The 20,059-nt window shown below is 63.4% G+C and carries 14 protein-coding genes and 1 pseudogene; 8 read left to right on the forward strand and 7 right to left on the reverse strand.

Annotation, left to right across the window (positions count from 1 at the left end; genetic code table 11):
• Positions 1-695: 695 nt before the first annotated feature.
• Positions 696-977, forward strand: a complete 282-nt coding sequence (locus AC0L2J_RS28440; RefSeq protein ID WP_473395207.1) for a hypothetical protein — start codon at positions 696-698, stop codon at positions 975-977.
• 115 nt (positions 978-1,092) lie between these two features.
• Entirely contained in the window at positions 1,093-3,945 is a 2,853-nt protein-coding gene (locus tag AC0L2J_RS28445; protein WP_473395208.1) for an ATP-binding protein, read from the forward strand.
• Between the two features lie 111 nt (positions 3,946-4,056).
• Here the strand turns inward: AC0L2J_RS28445 and AC0L2J_RS28450 are convergent, their stop codons facing one another.
• Together AC0L2J_RS28450 and AC0L2J_RS28455 are read right to left on the reverse strand one after the other, a co-directional pair.
• On the reverse strand, positions 4,057-6,957 hold the full coding sequence (locus AC0L2J_RS28450; protein ID WP_473395209.1) for an ATP-binding protein: 2,901 nt from the start codon (positions 6,955-6,957) through the stop codon (positions 4,057-4,059).
• A 172-nt stretch (positions 6,958-7,129) separates the two neighbouring features.
• Positions 7,130-8,014, reverse strand: coding sequence for an SDR family NAD(P)-dependent oxidoreductase (locus tag AC0L2J_RS28455; protein WP_473395210.1), 885 nt, complete (start codon positions 8,012-8,014; stop codon positions 7,130-7,132).
• A 350-nt stretch (positions 8,015-8,364) separates the two neighbouring features.
• On the opposite strand from AC0L2J_RS28455, the gene AC0L2J_RS28460 reads away from it, so the two are divergent.
• The 5 genes from AC0L2J_RS28460 to AC0L2J_RS28480 all read left to right on the forward strand — a co-directional run bounded on the left by AC0L2J_RS28460 (position 8,365) and on the right by AC0L2J_RS28480 (position 11,504).
• Positions 8,365-9,420 carry a catalase family peroxidase gene (locus tag AC0L2J_RS28460; RefSeq protein WP_473395241.1) on the forward strand — a complete coding sequence of 352 codons (1,056 nt, stop codon included), beginning with the start codon at positions 8,365-8,367 and terminating at the stop codon, positions 9,418-9,420.
• A complete protein-coding gene (locus AC0L2J_RS28465) occupies positions 9,417-9,980 on the forward strand; it encodes a cytochrome b (RefSeq protein WP_473395212.1) in 564 nt (187 codons plus the stop codon). The genes AC0L2J_RS28460 and AC0L2J_RS28465 overlap by 4 nt, the downstream gene beginning before the upstream one ends.
• 63 nt (positions 9,981-10,043) lie before the next feature.
• Complete coding sequence (locus AC0L2J_RS28470; RefSeq protein ID WP_473395213.1) at positions 10,044-10,544, forward strand: Dps family protein; 501 nt, start codon at positions 10,044-10,046, stop codon at positions 10,542-10,544.
• A 9-nt stretch (positions 10,545-10,553) separates the two neighbouring features.
• Positions 10,554-10,805: a formate dehydrogenase accessory sulfurtransferase FdhD gene (locus tag AC0L2J_RS28475; protein ID WP_473395214.1), complete on the forward strand. Its 252-nt coding sequence runs from the start codon at positions 10,554-10,556 to the stop codon at positions 10,803-10,805.
• Positions 10,806-10,823: 18 nt separating this feature from the next.
• The gene (locus tag AC0L2J_RS28480; protein WP_473395215.1) at positions 10,824-11,504 is read left to right on the forward strand and encodes a YoaK family protein; all 681 of its coding nucleotides are present in this window, start codon (positions 10,824-10,826) and stop codon (positions 11,502-11,504) included.
• Between the two features lie 48 nt (positions 11,505-11,552).
• Here the strand turns inward: AC0L2J_RS28480 and AC0L2J_RS28485 are convergent.
• The 4 genes and pseudogenes from AC0L2J_RS28485 to AC0L2J_RS28500 all read right to left on the reverse strand — a co-directional run bounded on the left by AC0L2J_RS28485 (position 11,553) and on the right by AC0L2J_RS28500 (position 18,960).
• Positions 11,553-12,805 (reverse strand): annotated as a pseudogene (locus AC0L2J_RS28485) (cupin domain-containing protein).
• A gap of 239 nt (positions 12,806-13,044) precedes the next feature.
• On the reverse strand, positions 13,045-14,538 hold the full coding sequence (locus AC0L2J_RS28490) for a sensor histidine kinase (protein WP_473395216.1): 1,494 nt from the start codon (positions 14,536-14,538) through the stop codon (positions 13,045-13,047).
• A 109-nt stretch (positions 14,539-14,647) separates the two neighbouring features.
• Positions 14,648-17,791: an efflux RND transporter permease subunit gene (locus tag AC0L2J_RS28495; RefSeq protein ID WP_473395217.1), complete on the reverse strand. Its 3,144-nt coding sequence runs from the start codon at positions 17,789-17,791 to the stop codon at positions 14,648-14,650.
• Positions 17,788-18,960 (reverse strand): efflux RND transporter periplasmic adaptor subunit, encoded by a 1,173-nt coding sequence (locus tag AC0L2J_RS28500; protein WP_473395218.1) that lies wholly within the window; start codon positions 18,958-18,960, stop codon positions 17,788-17,790. The genes AC0L2J_RS28495 and AC0L2J_RS28500 overlap by 4 nt, the downstream gene beginning before the upstream one ends.
• A 27-nt stretch (positions 18,961-18,987) precedes the next feature.
• Between AC0L2J_RS28500 and AC0L2J_RS28505 the strand changes: the two genes are divergently transcribed.
• Entirely contained in the window at positions 18,988-19,410 is a 423-nt protein-coding gene (locus AC0L2J_RS28505) for a hypothetical protein (RefSeq protein ID WP_473395219.1), read from the forward strand.
• A 266-nt stretch (positions 19,411-19,676) separates the two neighbouring features.
• On the opposite strand, the gene AC0L2J_RS28510 is transcribed toward AC0L2J_RS28505, so the two are convergent.
• Complete coding sequence (locus AC0L2J_RS28510) at positions 19,677-20,018, reverse strand: hypothetical protein (protein WP_473395220.1); 342 nt, start codon at positions 20,016-20,018, stop codon at positions 19,677-19,679.
• Positions 20,019-20,059: the final 41 nt, after the last annotated feature.

Below are 20,059 nucleotides of genomic sequence, written 5' to 3' on the forward strand. Positions count from 1 at the left end.
AACGCGGACGACGCCGTGGGCCCGCTTACGGATGCTGAAGAACTGTTAAGTTTTGCAGTTTTCGGGCTGGCTCTCGGGATCGATGTAATCGGGCTTGCCGAGAAGCCGGCAGGCTGCGCCGCATGGCGGTCGCACTCCCGGAGTGCGGAACACCATCATCTGCTCCTGCAGGACGCAGAGTGCTCGATTGCGCTATCTCATCATCGATGCCAGGGCTGCTCGTGAAGGTGGCCCACGCCGAAGACGGGCGCGGCACCGCCCGGCCGTTCGAGACCCATTCGCCCGGCGGGCGTCAGTGCACCGCCATTCAGTACGTCGCGATCGGGGTACATCGATGCAAAGGCTGCCGGCTCCTGATCGGCGAAAGACCAGGCTGCGGATGCCGACGATATCGTTGCCGTTGAGAGTAGCGCCGCTGCGATTAGAATCTTGAATACACTCATAGCGATTCTCCATTGCTTGCTCGGTGCGGAGAGTCGCTTGGCGATGATTGCTGCTCGGCTGGTGGCGTTTCCGAAGTTTGCTTTGATGAAAATTATCTAGGTCGTCGGGGCGGAAAGTCCCGGCGGATCTGCATCACTCTTGCGGGAAGAGTCTGTCACGCTTGTCAGGATTCTCGCGCGTTTGTGCGTGGTCAAACGCGTCCGATGTCCGTTTCTGGGAGGCGGATAGTTTGAATACCTGGAGTGAGAGCAATGAAAACATTCGCTGTTGTTTGCGTCCTCGCCGGCGTTGTGCTCTCGGGCACTGCGTCTGCCCGCGGCGGCATGGGATCGCATATGTCGATGGAGAGCGGTGGTGCGCTCGGGACGAGCGCCGCCGCGCCGGGCACGAACTCGCTGGGCACTGCGCTTTCGTCGTCCGACGGCGGTGGTCACGCGATGAAGGGGCCGTTGCTTGGCACCGACCAGACCATCGACAAGGAAGACGCCCGGCTTGAGAAGATGCTGGAAGGATCGATCTGCCGCGGCTGCTGAACGACGCGCATTGCGAGACAGGGGCCGGCGGCCGCGCCGCCCGGCTACCTGTGTCTTTCGACAGGGTTGGTGCTAAGCTGGACTGAAAATGACGAAACCGCTTGGGGCTGCCCCAATGATGGCTGAGCCAGGCCAGCGTCCCGTCTACACTTGCGCGGAATGGGAAATCGATCTTGCCAGACGCGAATTGCGCTCGACCGGAGAACTCGTTCCCTTGGGTGGGCGTGCCTTTGAAATTCTTGCGGAATTGGTTCAGGCGCAGGGCCAGCTCGTCACCAGGGACGACCTGACGGAGCGCGTCTGGCGGGGCGTCTTTGTCGAGGAGAGTGCGCTTCGTGTGCATATCGCTGCGATCCGAAAGGCGCTCGGTTCCGATCGCGACATGCTGTCAACCTCCGTCGGTCGCGGTTATCGCCTGTTGGGAAAATGGCGGGTCCAGCATTTGGACACCCCGCTACAATCTGCCGCAACCGGCCTGCTGCCGTCGATCAACATTCCCAGCGCATCATTCGATCTCATCGGCCGAACGGCTGCGATCGCACATTTGTGGCGGCTTCTGTCGGCCTATCGCATCGTGACCCTGGTCGGGCCTGGCGGCATCGGAAAGACGTCGCTGGCGCTGGAGGTCGCCAGAACGCCGCCGCCCGGCTCTGTGGCTGACCGGTTGCTGGTCGAGCTGGCCCCACTGTCCGATCCAAAGCTCGTCTGCTCGGTCATCGCCAGTGTCCTCGGCGCCAAGCTCGAGGGTGAGGAGATCTCGCCTGATGCCATCGTGCGTGCGATCGGCTCTCGGCCTTTGCTGCTCATTCTCGACAATTGCGAACACGTCATCGACGCCGTGGCGCAGGCGGCCGAGCTGATTGTCAGCCACTGTGCGGGGACGATCATTGTTGCGACAAGCCGGGAGGCGCTGCGCATCGAGGGGGAGCATGTCTACCGCGTGCCTCCTCTGGGCGTGCCGCCTGAAGCCTGGCACGAGCCCGCTGGCGCTTCTGCGTACAGCGCAGTGGAGTTGTTCACGAGCAGAGCGAAGGCGCTGGGTTCAAGCTTTGTGCCCGACGAGGAGAACATCGGCGCCATCGCATCCATCTGCCGGCGGCTCGACGGCATTCCGCTGGCGATCGAGTTTGCGGCGGCGCGCGCAGTCATGCTCAGCCCGCCGAAGATCGCGTCACTTCTCGATGACAGGTTCAAATTCCTGACCACCGGCCGGCGCACGGCGTTGCCGCGGCAGCAAACGCTGCGCGCAACGCTCGACTGGAGCTACGACCTCTTGCCGGACGACGAGGCGTGGCTGCTCCGGCAGCTCGGCATATTCGCCGGCGAGTTCCAGCTCGATGCAGTGATTGCAGTTGCCGGCGAGAACATCGGCGATGTGACCGGCCAGCTTGCCAGGCTGGTGGCAAAGTCGCTCGTTGTCGCGGATATTCGCGGCGACAGCCCGCATTATCGCCTGCTGGATACGACACGTGCCTATGCATTGGAGAAGCTGCGTGCCGGCGGAGAATATCCTGGCGCAGCCTGCCGCCAGGCGAAATACTACTGCGGATTCTTTGCCAGCGCCGAAGCCGACAGCGAAGTGAGGCCGCAGGCGGAGTGGCTCACCCTCTATGGCCGACACATCGACAACGTGCGAATTAGTCTCGATTGGGCCTTCTCCCCGGGCGGAGACTCGCAAGTCGGGGCCGCCTTGACGGCGGCCGCTGTCCCGCTCTGGGTGCAATTGTCGCTGCTCGCCGAATGTCGCGAGCGGACCGAACTCGCTTTGGCGCGCCTCGATCCGACGGCTGCGAACGCGCCGCGACTTCGGATGCAGCTGTCGGCCGCGCGCGGCTGGTCGCTGATGTACGGTGTTGGCAGGGCCCGGGAGGCTGGTCCCGCCTGGGCGGCGACCCTGCAGCTCGCCGAGCAGCTCGGTGACAGGGATTACCAGCTGCGCGCGTTGTGGGGGCTCTGCATCGATCAGTTCAACAACGGCGAATTCCGCCGCGCGCTCGAATTTGCTAATCGCTTCGCGGAGGTCGTGGCCGACTCCGGCAATCCCGTCGACCGCATGATGGCCGACCGCCTTCTCGCAACCACGCTGCATTATCGCGGCGACCAGCGGCTCGCCTATCATCATATCGGACGAACCCTGTCGCGGCTCTCGGATCTTGCGGCAAAGCCGCAGGTCATTCGTTTCCGGTTCGACCTGCGGGTCTCAACGCGCTATTTCCAGGCACGGATCCTGTGGTTGCTCGGCCTCGCGGATCAGGCCTTGAGCGTCGTTGAGCACAACGTCGAGGAAGGCCGGACCAGTGGTCACGCACTCACGTTTTGCAGCGTCCTCGGCCAGGGTGCCTGCCCGATTGCGTTCCTGGCCGGCGATCTCGACGCCGCCGAGCGCTATTGTACTATGCTGCTCGAACACACCGAGCGACATCCGATCCGCCTGTGGAATCTCTGGGCGCGCGCCTTCAGAGGAATGCTGAACTCGCGCCGGGGTGACCTCGCGACCGGATTGCCCCTGCTGCGCAAGACGTTCGAGCTCGCGGGCGAGGCTTGCCACCTGCCGCGCTTTCTGCTTCCCCTCGGCGAACTTGCGGTATGTCTCGGCGACGCCGGCGAGGTATCGCAGGGGCTTGCGACCGCCGACGAGGCGCTCACGCGATGCGAGGCCAGGGACGAGGGGTGGTACGTCGCCGAACTCTGGCGCATCAAGGGCGAATTGCTGCTGCTTCCCGGCGAGCACCGCTCGGCGATTGCCGCCGCGCAGGCCTTCGACAGGGCGTTAGAGGTGGCGCGGAGCCAGGGCGCCTTGGCTTGGGAGCTGAGAACGGCGATCAGCGTGGCACGATTGAAAGTGAGCGAGGGGCATCCGGGCGATGCACGCCGTGTTCTCGCGTCCGCATACGGCAAGTTCACTGAAGGTTTCGAGACGGCGGACCTCCGCGACGCGCGTGCAATGATGGCGAAGCTCGGATCGTAGGTCCTGGATGCCCCGGGAAGCGGCATCCGATTCAACCAATCGGATGCCGGTGCAGCCTCGGCGAGCACCGCATCGGGCGGGGCAAAGGGCGCTGACGTGCTCAGGAGAGGGTCATTTGGCCGCAGACGCGTACGGGCGCACCGGATTCAGCTCGGCAAGCAACTCTCTCGCCATCTCGAGGCTGCGCGTATCGAAGCCCTCGGTAAATCGCAGATAGACGGACGCAAGCATATCGTGCGCCTCCTGGCAGCGGCCGCCTCGCTGCCATAGTCTCGCAAGCCCGATCGCCGCGCGAAGCTCATAGCCCAGCGCTCCCTGATGATGAGCGAGGTCGAGCGCCTGCACGAAGCTCAGCTCCGCCTGCGAAAGATCCGGATTGCTCTTATGCATCAGCGCTTCAGCCCTTGCGCGCAGCATGTCGGGCATCTCCATCATGAAGTTGCAGCGCCGGGCCTGGGCAATCGCCTGATCAATGGTGTCGAGGGCTTCGTCACCGTTACCTGTAGCCGACAAGGCATCGGCGAGGGACATGCGCAACCCTGCCACCGCACCGAAGCTCTGGCTCTGCAGCTTGTCGATCGAGCCTTTCAGCATAGCGAGCCCGATGCCGGTCTCGCTTCGGGCCAGCAGCGTAATCCCCTTCATCGCCTCGCCGACCATCTGGAGAATGGCGAGGTTGTGCCTTCGAGCCTCCACGACGAGCCTGTCGATGTGTTCCTCACAATCCTCCGTATCGCCATTCCAGAAGAAGACGTCGAATGCCCATGCTAACGCTCGGCAGAACATGACCGGATGATTCGTTGCGATCACGTCGGAGATGGCCCGGCGCACCATCTGCGCTGCTTGATCCGGATATCCCTGAAGCCAGAGGACGCGCGCAAGGGTGATTTGAGCGCGTTTAGGGTATTCGAGGGTGAGGCCGCTAAGGATGTCACCATCCATGCCCGGATGACGCAACGCCGCTTCGATGTATGAGCGGGACTCAACGAACCTGCCGAGATATTGGCAGGAGATGCTGAGCAACACGCGCATGCGCGCGACGGCAATGGGATCGTTGCTGGTCAGCGCAACGGCTTCGCCGCGTTTGGCGGTGGCTAGTACCTCATCGTATTTGCCGACGAACAATTGCAGCAGGTGCAACTGGTCGATCAAACGGATCTGCCCTTGCACGTCGCCAATCTTCTCGGTCAGTTCAAGCGCTCGGTTGAGATGATTAACGCCTAGTTCGTCGAGCCGTCCCGTGAGCATACGGGTGGCGCCCAGCGCAGTGTGAAGGACGAGGTCCTGCCTGATGCTTCCATCGGTTTCATCCAGTGCTTCGATGGCGCGGGTAACCCAGAGTTCGCATTCCGCCAGGAGCGACAGCTTGAAGAACAGCGGGATCGATGCCGCAGCGAGCGCCACGCCGGCTCTGCGGTCGCCTTGATCGGAGAAGCACCACGCCAGCGCGGCGCGGACGTTGCCGAATTCCTCGGCAACCGCCGAAAGGTCTCGGTTCGTTTCGCTCCCGATCGTTTCAAGCAGAGTGAGAAAGTAGCAGGCGTGACGTCGCGAGATCGCGCCAGCGTTCCCGCTGGCGACAAGTTTCTCTTGCGCGTACGCCCGGGTCGAGTCGGCAAGGCGGTAGCGGGTTGGTTGCGAGCCGGTGTTCAGTGTAAGCATCGACTTGGCAACGAGGCCGTCGATGATCGCCAGGATCGTGTCGTCGTCCTCTGTGGCCACGGCGATCGATCGGGCGGCGTCCAGGGTCATGCCGCCGACGCACACCGATAGCTGGCCGAGAATGACTCGCTCCGGTTCGGATAGAAGATTGTAGCTCCATTCGATGGTTGCGCGCAGCGTCCGGTGTCGAGGCAGTGCCGTGCGTCGCCCCTCCCACAGCAAATTGAGGTGCTGATCGAGGAGCTGGACCATCGCCCTCGCGCCGTATGCGCTCACATGGCCGGCGGTGAGTTCGATGGCAAGCGGGATGCCATCGAGCCGGCGGCAGAGGTTGCCGACGTCCGGGGCGTTCGCATCCGTCAGCGTGAACTCGCCGCCTCCTGCAGTCGCACGCTCCACGAAGAGTTTCACGGATGGGTAAGCGAGGGCGTTCGCGGCCGTCAGAACGGCCTTCTCCGGCGGGCTCGGAAGCGGCGGGAGACGGTATGTGAACTCGCCTTCGACGCGCAGCAACTCACGGCTCGTGGCCAGGATGTGCAGCTCCGGGGCCGTCTGGTAGAGCCGCTCGGCCAGCGCCGCCGTTGCTTCGATGACATGCTCGCAGCAGTCCAGAATGAGCAGCATGCGCCTGTCGCGCAGGAATGCCGCCAGGCTGCTCGCCGGATCGTTCGATCGCGCCAGCAGTCCAAGTGACGATGCGACGATCGCCGGCACCGGAGCGGCGTTGCCGGTTTCGCCGAGACCGACGAAGTGGACATGTCCGGCGAATTCCGCGAGCAGGGCGTGGCCCGCGGAAATGACGACCGTTGTCTTGCCGATGCCGCCGGGGCCGACAACCGTGACGAAGCGGTGGGCTCTCAGACTTTCCGAGATGTCCTGGATGGTATGCTCACGCCCCAGCATCTGCCGGGGATGCGCCGGCAAATTGTGGACATAAGTCGGATTGCTCGACGCAGGTTGCCTCTGTTTGGGGCGTGAGACCGCAGCGACGAAGCAGTAGCCTTGGCCGGAGACCGTGCTCAGATATCTGGCGCCGGCATCGCCGTCTCCGAGTGCTTTGCGGAGTGCGGCGATATGGACACGCAGGCTGTTTTCCTCGACGTTGGCGCCCGGCCATGTCGTGGCTATCAGATCCGTCTTGCTGACGACGTTGCCGGCCTGCCGGACCAGCGCGAGCAGGATGTTGAACGCACGATCCGATAGTCGGAGCGGGCTCCCGTTTCGTTCAATCCGCCGCTGCGAGAGGTCGAGGCGAAACGGCCCGAAGAGAAAGATCTCATGGGCGGACTCGTCTTGAGCGGAGCGGCCGGCTTGGGCCATCATGTCGTTGCTTTGCCAGCGGGGGACCATTTTCGGATATCGACCCGGCGCACGACTCGTCACGTTCTATCACTTGGAAGCACACCAAGACGTGTGAACGCAGTGGCCCTTAAACGGTAACATCCGGTAGTTTTGGGGTAAAGCATCGCGCTCTATCACTTTCGTCTGAGGCTTGGATGTCCCGCCCCGCGATGCGCGCGCCCTATCCGATCACTGCCGGGTTGAGAATGTCTTCCAGTCCGATCCGGCGGAGCAGTTCCGCGCGGACGCTATCCGCGACGGTGTCGACGGCTGCAGCCCCGTCGTCGTCCGGACCAAAATGAACGCGTAGCGGACGCTGTCCGAATGGCATATCGACGATATCGGCTATGGCGGTCGCGACGTCTTGCGGAGTTTGATCCTTCGCCGGAAGCTGCCCAAGTGCCGAGAGCGCGATCTCGCTCAAATCGGCGGTCGGACCATCCGCGTATTCCTCTGCCCGAACGGTGTCCAGCGGCCGGCCGGAGCGAATGTAGTGGCCGGGCCCGAGCGCGCTGGGAACGACGATGGTTGTCTCGACACCCCAACGCGCGAGCTCGCCGGCATAGCCGAGCGCCAGCGCATCCAGGGCGGCCTTTGAGGAAGCATAGGCGCCCAGGAAAGGAACCGAGCCGCCTCGCGCGCTGCTCGACGAGACCCATATCAGCAGGCCATGGCCCTGCTTACGCAACTGTGGCAACGCGGCCCGATTGAGCCGTTGCGAACTCAGCACGTTGGTGTCGTAGAGCTCGGCAAGCTGGGCCGGTGTAAAGGCCTCCGCCGGCCCGTAGAGGACCTGGCGGGCATTGTGCACGATCACGTCGAGGCGGTTGTTCTCAGCGACGATGGCGTCGATAGCCGAGTTGACGGAGGCTTCCGAGGAGACGTCGAACGCGATGGTTCGGAGGTCCGCGCCACGCTTGCCGTCCTCGGCTCCGCCATCGGTGCCGCCGTGCTCATCCACTTCCGGCATTGAAACGTAGACCGTGTGGCCGGCCTGCGCCAATTTCTTGCAGGTGCTTCGTCCGATGCTGTTCCCAGCTCCTGTGACGATGATCACTTTGCCCATTCGAATCCCAATCGCATTCCACCTTCCGCAAAGACACCAGCGCCATCGCGACACGTTCGTCGTTTGGCGATTGATCGCTGGCCTTGTGCGAAGAGTTCCTGAAATACAGCCGGGCGCAAGACGGGTCTTTCGAGCCCGGCGGCTAATTTCCAGATCGCACGAAATATTTCGAGAAAGCCCGAAAGCGCATGAGGACGGGTCTCCCGCGGATCCGGCAGGCTCGACGTGCCTTCGCGAAATTGGCGTTGGCTTTCAGAAGATCGCGGCTGTGGCCGCAGGCTACAAGAGCCGCTCGACAGAACGGGCCGTGTGACGCGTCTGTGTCAGCTCGCTCGTTACGAGGAGAAGCGATGAATCAGCCAGGCAAACTGCCGCGTTCGAGACTCGGATCGCTCGTGTTGATTGCCGCCGTCCTGGGAGGGGGCACTGCGGCGTTCGCATACACTGCGGGGTGGCTCTCGCCCGGGCGCCTGACACCGGAGCTGATGATTTCGGCGCTGACGCCTCCGAGTGGCGCGCCGCTCGGGCACCGGCGAAATCATGCGAAGGGAATCTGCTTCACCGGCATCTTCGAGGCGAACGGAAACGGCGTGGAACTTTCGCGGGCCATGGTCTTCGAACGCGGCACGTATCCGGCGCTGGGTCGCTTCAATCTCGGCACTGCCGATCCGAACGCCGTGGATGCAACTGTCCGTGTGCGCGGTTTGGGATTGCAGATCGCCGCAGCGGATGGCGAAGAGTGGCGGATGGCGCTGATCAACCCGCCGTTTTTCGCGGTGTCCACGCCGCAGGCGTTTCACGACCTGCTGATCGCATCCGCCAAGAAGGAGCCGGAGGCGATGAAGAGTTTCATCCAGGCAAATCCGGAATTTGCCGCCTTCGCGACCTGGGCGAAGACGGCGCCCTGGACCACCAGCTATGCGGAGGAGCCTTACCACGGGCTCAATAGTTTCATCTTCACGAACGCGAAGGGCGAGGAGCACGCGGTGCGATGGTCGCTGCTGCCCACTGTGCAGCCCGTTCCGGTTTCGCAAGCCGAGCTGGAAAAGCGCGGTCCGGATTTTCTCGAGCAGGAGATAGCGGAGCGCGTCCGGACCGCCGGACCGCAACGCTGGACCATGGTCACGACGGTCGCCGATCCCGGCGATCCGACCGCGGACCCGAGCAAGCGCTGGCCCGAGGGCCGTCGCTCGGTGCAGGTCGGAACGCTCATCGTGCAACGCATCGAACCGGAGCAGGACGGGCCTTGCCGCGACATCAACTTCGATCCGACCGTGCTGCCCCAGGGAATCCGGGTGTCGGACGATCCTTTCCCGGCCGCGCGCTCGTCGGTCTACCGCAAGTCCTATGATTTGCGTGCGGCCGAAGCCGGCAACTATCCGCGAATCGCGACCGTCAAGCCATGAGCAACTCTCCGCATCGTTTCGCCCTGTTTCAGCGGCTCCTGCACTGGCTGATGGCTGCCTGCATCGTTGCCATGTTCTTCATCGGCGTCGGCATGGTGTCCACTGTGGCGCCGACATATCTTCCGCTCATCCTGATCCACAAGACGCTCGGCGTCACGCTTCTGGTCCTCGTCGTGATCAGGCTGGCGCTGCGGCTCCATTACGGCGCGCCGCCGTTGCCGGCAGATCTTCCGCCGGCGATCAAGCTGGGAGCGAGATTGTCGCACCAGCTCCTCTATGGCTTCATGATCGTCATGCCGTTGCTGGGTCTCGGCATGCTCTGGGCTGCGGCCTATCCGGTCGTCCTGTATGGCGGGATTCGAATCCCGGCGCTGCTGCCGCAGAGCGATCGCGTGCACACGCTGCTATGGAATGCTCATTTTTACCTGGGCTTCGCGTTCGTTGCCCTCGTGCTGCTGCATCTGGCGGCAGCGCTGTTCCACACATTGGTTCGCCGCGACGGCGTGTTCGGGACGATCGCACTGTTTCCACTGCGGAACAGGACGACGCCGGCGGAATGAGCGCTTCGCGTGCCGGCGAAATCCGCAGCTCAAATTTCTAAACCTCCAGCAAGGATGACGACAATGAGCAAGGCAGATCTCCAAAGCCCGACGGATCTCGGGGCTAATGCGAACCGGGACGTTCCAGCCGCGCTGAGAGCGCTGCTGGCCGATGTCTTCGCGCTGTACCTGAAGACCAAGAACTTCCATTGGCACGTATCGGGCAGTCATTTCCGCGACTATCATCTCCTGCTCGACGAGCAGGCCGAGCAGATCTTTGCCATGACCGACGACATTGCCGAGCGGGCACGAAAAATCGGCGGAACCACACTGCGCTCGATCGGCCACATCGCGCGCGAGCAGCGCATTCTCGACAACGACGCGGATTATGTCGATCCGCAGGACATGCTGGCCGAGCTGCGCAGCGACAACCAGCAGCTGACGCGGGAGATGCGCCGGGTCCACGAGCTCTGCGATGAATACGGCGACGTCGCGACCGCAAGCCTGCTGGAAAACTGGATCGACGAGACGGAGCGGCGGATCTGGTTCCTGTACGCGACCGGCCGGAGTGGTCCGAGTTCGTAGGTGCGGGGCATGCCGTCGCTGCATCCTCAAGAGATAGCGCCGGGCACCGTCCACGCTGTGGCCTTTTGGCATCCCGGCAACGGCATCGGCCCGGTCAGGGAGGATGTCGGCCGGCACAATGCGATCGAGAAGCTCGCCGGATCGCTCGTTCGCGCGGGGATTACGCTGCTCGCGATCGCCCGCGATGACGAATATGGCGTCTTCACGCACCCGCGCCACGTCTTGCTGCCTGAAGAGGCCGCGCGACGGGCCGACTGCTGACCTCGCGGGCCGACCAGTATGACGATGCAAGCCGCATCTTCCGCGCTGAACGTCGAGGCGCCCATCGACGTCTACGCTCCGGAACGATCCCTTCTCGTCGCATCGGTCCTGAGCCTGTCAGGTGGCTTCCTCGACGCCTTTACCTGGCTCTCGCTCGGTGGCGTGTTTGCTAATTCGCAAACCGGGAATGTCGTATTCATCGGCGTCTACGCGATGTCCGGCCAATGGCAGCAGGCGGTCCACCATCTGCTTCCGATGGTCGCGTTTCTCCTCGGCGCGTCGATCGCGATCCGTATCCGGGCGCCGCTGCGCTGTCTCGTCGGAGAGATCGTCTGCCTGGGGGCGGCGATGCTATTGCTGCATCGCGTTCCGGATATGGTCGCGATCCTCGGAATCTCCTTCGGTGTCGCGCTGCAGTCGGCGAGCTTCAGGCAGGTGGAGCGTTGGAAGTATCTCTCGACGACCGTGACCGGCAATATGTTCCGCGCCATCGACCAGTCCGTCGCGACATCCGATCCTGATGCAGTACGCGGCGCCGGGGTCATGCTTCTGCTCAGCCTGATGTTCCTATTGGGAGCCGCCCTCGGCAGTTGCGCGACGAGGTGGCTGGGAGCGTGGAGCCTTGCGCTGCCGATTGCATCGTCGATGCACGTTCTTTGGTTCTGCCGCCGGCATCGCCATCGGCGAGACCAAGGCTGACACTCTGAGCCCGGAGGCATCGAAGCGGGCGTTCGCGTCCGGCGATCCTTATGTTCGGGCCTTCGGCATGACGCCGGGGCTGTTGTCCGGCCATTGGGCGATCAGCTTCTCGTTGATGTTGAAATGCTGGGCGACGAGGCTGGGGGGCGTGTGCGTCAGCCAGTTGGAGAGCGACACCTCCTCGTAGCGGGGTGCACGGAACACCCCGACGAACTGCAATTCAGTGTCGCCGACATTCTCGACATAGTGGCCGAGATTACGCCGGACATAGCCGATGTCGCCGGCCGAGAAATCCGTCGTCAGCGCGTTGGGGCCGGTGTCGAACACCGTCATCCGCGCCTTGCCCTTGATGTAATACTGCCACTCGTCGGCGTTCGGATGCCAGTGCATCTCCCGGACCGCTCCCGGCGGCATCGTCACCAGCGCCGCGGCGACGGTGGCGGCGACCTTGAAGTTGCTACTGTCGGCGACGCGGATGCTGCCGGCGGAGCTCCCCTTCACCGGGGCCGAACTGCCGAGCGAATGGATGAACGGATAGGGCGGTGCTTCGGCATGCCTGGCGATTGTGGCGCGATCGGCGGCGAGATCGCCGGCCTCGTGCCCTGGAATATCCAGCGATTGTGCAGCGGGATCTTCGCGAACGCGTCGGCCGGGACGCCGAAATTTTTCGCTAGCACCTCGGGCGGCGTATGGGCGATCCAGTCCGTTACCAGCAACGTGTTGAACTCATTGGCGTGGCCGTCGTCGAAACAGATCACGAATTCGCAGCCATCGGGCCCCAGGCCTTGCAGCGAATGCGGCGCCCCTGGTGGGAAATACCAGAGGTCGCCGGCCTTGAGATCGCCGACATAGGGACGTCCCCGCGTGTCGAGCGCGGTGATGCGGCAACTGCCGTAGGTCATGATCGCCCATTCGGCCGCCTGATGCCAATGCAGCTCCCGGATGCCGCCTGCGGACAGCCGCATGTTGACGCCGGAGATTTCCCTCGAGATCGCGAAATCCTCGACAGTGACTTGCCGTGCCCAGCCGCCGTTCTGGATCCGTCTCGGTGCGTTGTTGAACGAAGCCCAATCCATCGGCAGGCCGCCGACGTCGGTCGCGGGCGGCGTTTGGACGGAGGGAAACTGTTCAGCGAGAGCCGGGGTCTGCGGACCGGGATCGGTCAGGCTTCCGGGGCTCTTGGCGTTGATCGCACCTTGCGGTGGCTCGTCTGGATTGCCGAAGGTTGCTGCCTGTGCGCCAGAGCCGACCATGGCGGCGCCCGCCGCAGACATGGCCAGCAAATCACGTCGGGAAAACATCTTGGGTCTCCTCAGAATAGTCAAAAGCCCTCTGTGGCGACGGGGCTCCGGATTCAAAGCCTATTTCCTGGCTGCCGGCACAGCTTCCGCGAACGGCCTTGCTTTTTCCGGAATGCACTGGCTGCTTCAGCCCGCTGCCCGGGGCCGAACATGTGAAATTGCGAAATTCGGCTTCGTTTTGAAAAGACGGCTGTGCCTGCACGATACCGAGCAATAGAGCCGGTCCCGGAAACGTCCGATCACGTTTCGGCGCAGAGGTCGTAGCGCGGCGAATCCGCCGGGACGGAGACCGGCAGCGTGAACCAGAAGCGGGCGCCGCCATTCGCGCCGTGGGCTTCGGCGCCGATCCGGCCTCCATGCGCTTCGACGATCGACCGGCAGATCGGCAGTCCCATGCCCATCCCGCTGTCCTTGGTTGTGAAAAAGCTCTCAAACAGCCGATCGACATGTTCGGCGGCGATGCCAGGGCCGTTGTCCTCCACGGAGCAGCACAATTTCGCCGCGTCCTGTGTGACCGTGCTGATGACGATCCTGCGATCGTCACATCCTGCTTGCGTCATCGCCTGCACCGCGTTGATGGCCAGATTGACGATCACCTGCTGGAGCTGGGTGCGGTCACCGAGCACCTGCGGGCTAGTCGGATCAGGCCGGTGCAGGATCGTCACGCTGCGGGATTCCATCTCGTGTCGCAGGAAGAGCAGCGCTTCGTGAACGATCTCGTCAAATGACAGGGATGCCTGCGCGGAGGCTTTCCGAGAGGCCATCCCGTGAACGCGCGCCACGATGTTCGCGGCTCGTTGGGTATCCACGACGATGTTCTCGATGGTCTTGCGGATCTCGACGATATCGGGCGTGGGCCTGTTCAGCCACCGCAGCCCGGCGGCGCCGTTGGTGGCGATAGCGGCCAGGGGCTGATTCACCTCGTGGGCGATCGACGCGGTGAGCTCGCCGAGCATTGAGACGCGCGCGGCATGTGCGAACTCGGCCTGAACCTGCCGCAGCTGCTCCTCAGCGCGAACACGCTGTGAAATGTCGATCGTGCCAACCAGGCTTATTTCGAGATCATTGATGGGGCCGACCCGGGCCGTTGTGAAGAGGACGTCGACGACGCGGCCGTCCCACGTGACCATCCTGGTCTCTTCCTCGAAATTCGTCTCGCCGCGATAACGGGATTCCATCGCCCTCCGGAACGTATCGGGACGTTCCTTCCAAGTCTCGGCCATGGAACGTCCGACAGAGCCGTCGACGCCGCCTCCGAACATCTGGATCGCCCGTTCGTTGGCCTCCTGAAACGAGAGAGCATCCATGCAGGTCCGGAGGAATTCGGGATGGCTGTCGAAATAAGCGCCGAGGTCCTTGACGCCCTCGGCGCGCAATTTACGGAACAGCACGACCAGCCTGCTGGCGTCGAGCTGCCGGAATGCGATCGGCATGCGGCTGAACAAATGGCGGTAGCGCTGCTCGCTCCGCTCCAGCTCGACATGGGCTTTCTTCTGGGCGGTGATATCCATGATCGCGCCGACGAGCGTCAGCGAAGCGGCCAGAAAAGCAGCGAAAGCGATCGCCGTAAAATTGTCTCCAAGCAGTGAACAGGCGAAGGACAGCAGGGTCAAAACAAGGCTACCCCAAGCCCACAGCAGAATCCGATCCTGTATTGTCTGGATCGGCAGCAAACGGCGCCACCATCGCCGGGGCTGTACGGGGTCGGAGCCATCCAGGCATTCGAGCGTCATGCAAACGGTCTACCGCCCCGCCGCAGGCCAGTCTTTTGCGTTTTCGTCGGCGCTTTGTCAAAACGCACGAAGCCGTGATCGTGCTGGTATGATGCGGGCGGTGACCTGCTCAGGCGGATTCATGGCGCAATCCCGCATCTGCTTCGGTCGTGGATGGGGTGGATGGCTCGGCCGTCCGCGGCTTGCGTCCGGTGAGCCAATTGCTGAGCCGGTCCAGATAGAGATAGACGACGGGGGTCGTGTAGAGTGTCAGGACCTGCGATAGCATCAGGCCGCCGACGATCGTGTAGCCGAGCGGCTGGCGCAACTCGGCGCCGGTGCCAGAGCCGATCATCAGCGGCACGCCGCCCAGCAGCGCGGCCATCGTCGTCATCAGGATCGGGCGAAAACGGAGCGTGCAGGCCTGGTAGATTGCCTCTTCCGGGCTGAGCCCGTGCTGGCGCTCCACCGCGAGGGCGAAATCGACCAGCATGATGCCGTTCTTCTTGACGATGCCGATCAGCAGGATGATGCCGATGATGGCGATGACGCTGAGATCCATGTGGACCGCCAGCAGCAACAGCAGCGCGCCGATGCCGGCCGAGGGCAGCGTCGACAGGATCGTAATGGGGTGGATCAGGCTCTCATAGAGCACGCCGAGGATGATGTAGATCACGATCAGCGCCGCCCCGATCAATAGCGGCGTGCCCGACAGGGAGGACTGGAACGCCTGCGCATTCCCCTGGAACGAAGCCGTTAGCGAGGCGGGCTTGCCGGTGCTCTTCTCGATGCTCTGGATCGCCGTCACCGCGTCGCCCAGTGCGACGCCGGGCTTCAGGTTGAACGAGATTGTCACCGAGGGGAACAGGCTCTGGTGATTGATCAGGATCGGCGCGGGCTTGATGACGCTGTGAACCAGCGTGCTCAGGGGGACCTGCTGGCCGGTGGCCGAGTTCAGGTAGACGTCCTTCAGCGCTTCGGGGCCGTACTGGAAACGCGGATCGACCTCCATCACGACATGGTACTGGTTCAGCGAGGTGAACATGGTTGAGACGATGCGCTGGCCGAAGGCGTCATCGAGCGTGTTGTCGATGGTCGTGGGCAAAATGCCGAAGCTCGATGCGACCTCGCGATTGACGGTGACTTCGAGCCGGGGGCCGGCATTGGCCTGGTCGCTCGCGACGTCGGTGATGAGATCGAGCGCGCGGAGTTTTGCCAGGAAGGTCGCCGACCAATTGGTAAGCTCGTTGGAATCGGCATCCGTCAACGTGTACTGATACTGCGTCTTCGACAGCCGTGCGCCGATGGTGATGTCCTGCGCAGCCTGCATGTAAAGCCTGATACCCTGGATATAGGCGAGCCGAGGCTCCAGCCGTTCGATAATCTGATCGGCACTGGCCTTGCGCCCGGGCTTCGGCTTCAGGACGATGAAGATGCGTCCCTGGTTGAGCGTCGCGGTCGGGCCGCCCGGGCCGATATAACTCGCCACCGACTGGACCGCTGGATCCTTCGAGAGGATATCGACGACCGCCTGCTGGCGCTCGGACATCGCGGGGAAGGAGATGTCCTGTGCGGCTTCGGTGATGCCGACGATCTGCCCGGTGTCCTGCTGCGGGAAGAAACCCTTCGGTATGATCACGTAGAGGTAGCCGGTCAGCGCGATGGTCGAGAGCATCACCAGCAGCGTCACGAAGCGATGGCGCAGCACGATTCGTAGTCCTCTCGCATAGAGCGCGAGCAGGGCATCGAAACCGCGTTCGAAGGCGAGGTAAACCCGGCCGTGCTTCCTCCGCGTGTCGTCCTTCAGGAGCCGCGCGCACATCATCGGCGTCAGCGTCAGCGAGATGATGAGTGACAGCAGCAGCGCGGCGGTGATCGTGATCGCGAATTCCTGGAACAGCTTGCCGACGTAGCCGCCCATCAGGAATAGCGGGATGAACACCGCGATCAGTGACAGGGTGATGGAGACGATCGTGAAGCCGATTTCGCTGGAACCTTTGAGCGCGGCTTCCATCGGCGTCATACCCTGCTCGAGATGGCGCACGATGTTCTCGATGACGACGACGGCATCGTCGACCACGAAGCCCACCGCGATCGACAGTGCCATCAGCGAGAGGTTATCCAGGCTGTAGCCGAGCACGTAAAGCACCGCGAACGTGCCGACCAGCGACAGCGGAACCGTGATCGCCGGGATGATGGTGGCCCAGAAATTCCGTAGAAACAGGAATATGACCATCACCACGAGTGCGACCGTCAGCATCAGCGTGAATTGAACGTCGGAGACTGCGGCGCGAATGGTGGCGGTCCGGTCGGCGGCAATCGTCACCTTGATCGCGGGCGGAACAGAGGCCTGCAGTTGCGGCAGCAGCTTCTTGATGCGGTCGACGGTTTGGATCACATTGGCGCCGGGAACGCGCTGCACCGCCAGGATGATGGCGCGATCCTTGCCGTACCAGCCGGCCAGGAGGTCGTTCTCGGGCCCGTCGATTGCCGTACCGATGTCGCGTATCCGCACCGGCGAGCCGTTGCGATAGGCGATGATGAGGTCTTCATAGGCGGCGGGCTTGAGCAACTGATCGTTGGTGTTCAGCGTATAGGTGACACGCGGGCTGTTGAGCGTGCCCTTGGGCAGGTCGACATTGGCGCCGGCGATCACGCTGCGGACGTCTTCGAGGCCGATGCCGCGTGCGGCAAGCGCCTGCGGATTGACGCGAACACGGATTGCGGGCTTCTGTTGGCCGCCGATGCCGACGAGGCCCACGCCCGGTACCTGCGAGATCTTTGGCAGCAGGATGTTCTCCGCGTAAGCGTCGACTGTGGTCAGCGGCAGCGAGTCCGAGGTCAGCGCGATCAGCATGATCGGCGTCTCCGCCGGGTTCACCTTCCGGATCGTCGGCGGGTAGGGGATATTCGGCGGCAGGAAAGGGCTCGCGGCATTGATCGCCGCCAGCACGTCCACCGCCGCGCTGTCCACCGTGCGCGACAGCTCGAATTGCACTGTGAGCTGGGCCACGCCGAGCGCACTGGACGAGGTGAGCTGGGTGATACCGGGAATCTGGCTGAGCTGCTGCTCGAGCGGGGTGGCCAGCGACGAGGCGATCGTGCCCGGGTCGGCGCCGGGCAGTTGCGCCGAGATCTGGATGGTCGGGTAGTTGACGTTCGGCAGCGCGCCGACCGGCAACAGGGGATAAGCCGCAAGGCCGCACAGCAGCAGGCCCGCCATCAGCAGCGCGGTTGCGATCGGCCGCAGGATGAAGGGCGCGGAAATGTTCATGGGATCGCATCCTGCACGGCGCTCTGCAGGTCGGCTTCACGCGCGGCTTTGCCGTGCAGCTCGAGAACGCGGCTGCCTTCCGTCAGTCGATACTGGCCGTCGACGACGACAACGTCACCGGATTTCAGGCCCTGGTCGATCAGGGCCTGGCCATCGGTGATCTGGTCGACGTGAACGGGACGCAAGGTAACCGTCTGGTCGTTACCCACGACATAGACATAGCTACCGTTCGGGCCCTGCTGCACGGCCGAGCCGGCGACAGTGAGCGCATCCTTCTGAATCTCGAGCAGCAGGCGCGCATTCACCAACTGGCCCGGCCATAGCCGGTGCTCATGGTTCGGGAACACCGCCTTGAGCTGGACGGTGCCGGTCGTTCCCGCGATCTCGTTGTTGACCAGCAGTAGCGTGCCTTCGTCGAGCTTCGTCTTGTTGTCCTGGCTGTAGGCGATGACCTTCAGGGCGCCCTTTGCGGCGTGCTCCTGGATCATCGGCAGGTCTGCCTGCGGCAGGGTGAACAGCAGCGAGATCGGCTCGATCTGGGTGACGACGACGAGGCCATTGGCGTCGGTCGGATGAATGACATTGCCGACATCGATCTGGCGAACGCCGGTGATGCCGGGAACGGCCGACGAGAGGCGCGTATAGCTCAGCTGGACGTTGGCCTCGTCGATCTGGGCCTGGTCCGCCTTCACGGCGGCCTTGAGCTGCGCCACCTGCGCCGTCTGCGTCTCGATCAATTGCGGGGTCGCATAGCCCTTGTCGCCGAGTTGATTGTAGCGGGAGAGATTGGCTTCGGCATTCGCGAGCTGCGCCTGGTCCCTGTCGCGATTGGCCGTCAACTGCTCGATCTGGGCCTCGTAAGGACGTGGATCGATCTGGGCGAGCAAGTCGCCGGCCTTGACGGCCTGTCCCTCGGTGAAGGCGATCTTGACGATCTGTCCTTGAATCTGGCTGCGCACGACGTCGGTGTTGTAGGCGATCACCGTGCCGATTCCGTGCAGATAGATCGGAACGTCCTTGCCCGTGACCGTGGCGGCGACCACCGGCACCGCAGCGGGCACGGGTGCGGCTGCCACGGCCGGCGATCGGTCAGTGCCGAAGAACCAGAAGCCCGCGCCGAGCATGATCGCAGCGAGAGTGAGGAGCGCAATGGTGAGGTTCCGTTTCACTGTGATGGTCCTTCTTGATCTCAGGGATTGCCGGAGCCGTCGATCGATGTCGTGCCGTTCAAGGACGTTGTGCCGTTCAAGGATGTGGGGCCAGCCACCGGCACGGACGGACTGATTCCGGCGCCTCCGATTTCAGTGGCGCCCAGCGGAATTCCAACGCGGCCGACTCTCGATGTCGAGGGCAGGGACGAGACCGCTGCGGTGCTGTCGGCACAAGTGGTCGATGAGGTGCCGGACAATCCGCCGCCGTCGAACAATGCTCCGGTCGATGCGGCGTTGCCGGACCCGGCGCAGGCGGTCGTGCTTTGCGCAGGATTGATCGGCGAGATGCCCGGCGTTGCGATCTCGGTCGATCCCAACGGAATGCCCACAGGTCGTGTGGATTGCGGGTTGAGCGGCGACGTCGGAAGCATGCCGGCGGGAGGCTGCATGCCCGGCGCCGTTGCTTGAGCGATGGCCGCAGCCGGGACCAGCCACAGCATGGCGGTCGCAAGTATCACACCGTTACATGTTGAATATTGTTGTCGCATGGATGAAAGCTCCGGCCGACTGCGATCGAACCATAGGAAGCTGCGCCGGCGCGGGTATTTCCAGAACGCACGCCCTGCTGCCCGGCTGCACGACGACGAGGCCAATCCGGTGCGTCGTGCATCGCATTCTGTCTTGCGCGACCACGCTCGACGCATCGCCTCGCCGATGGCCTGAGATAGCAGTCGCTATCTCAGAATAGCCCGGGCGTGTGCGATCTCCCGACTGCACGCGGCGATGTCGCCGCCGCGATTGGCGGTGCGCGCGCGATCGAGCGAGTCGAGCGCGTCGGTGAAATCGACGCTATTGCCACCAGCTGCCTCCGCGAGCGAGCGGGGCGTGGGTTGATGGCCGCGAAGCGCGCTGAGGCTCTCCGGCTGCCAGCCGTGGGAGCCCGCGTCCTTCTCTATGGCCAGATCGAGCCGGGCCTGGGTCTGCGCGATGTCATCCGTGCAGGTTCCGGCACGAGCCGGCATCGTTGCGCACAGCAGCACGAAGAGGGCGGCGCTGCACTTTGCGATGGATGTCATTGTTCGATCCTATGCTTGGATTTCGAGTGACGTCAGGAACG

Source organism: Bradyrhizobium sp. MV1.5 (assembly GCF_055807615.1).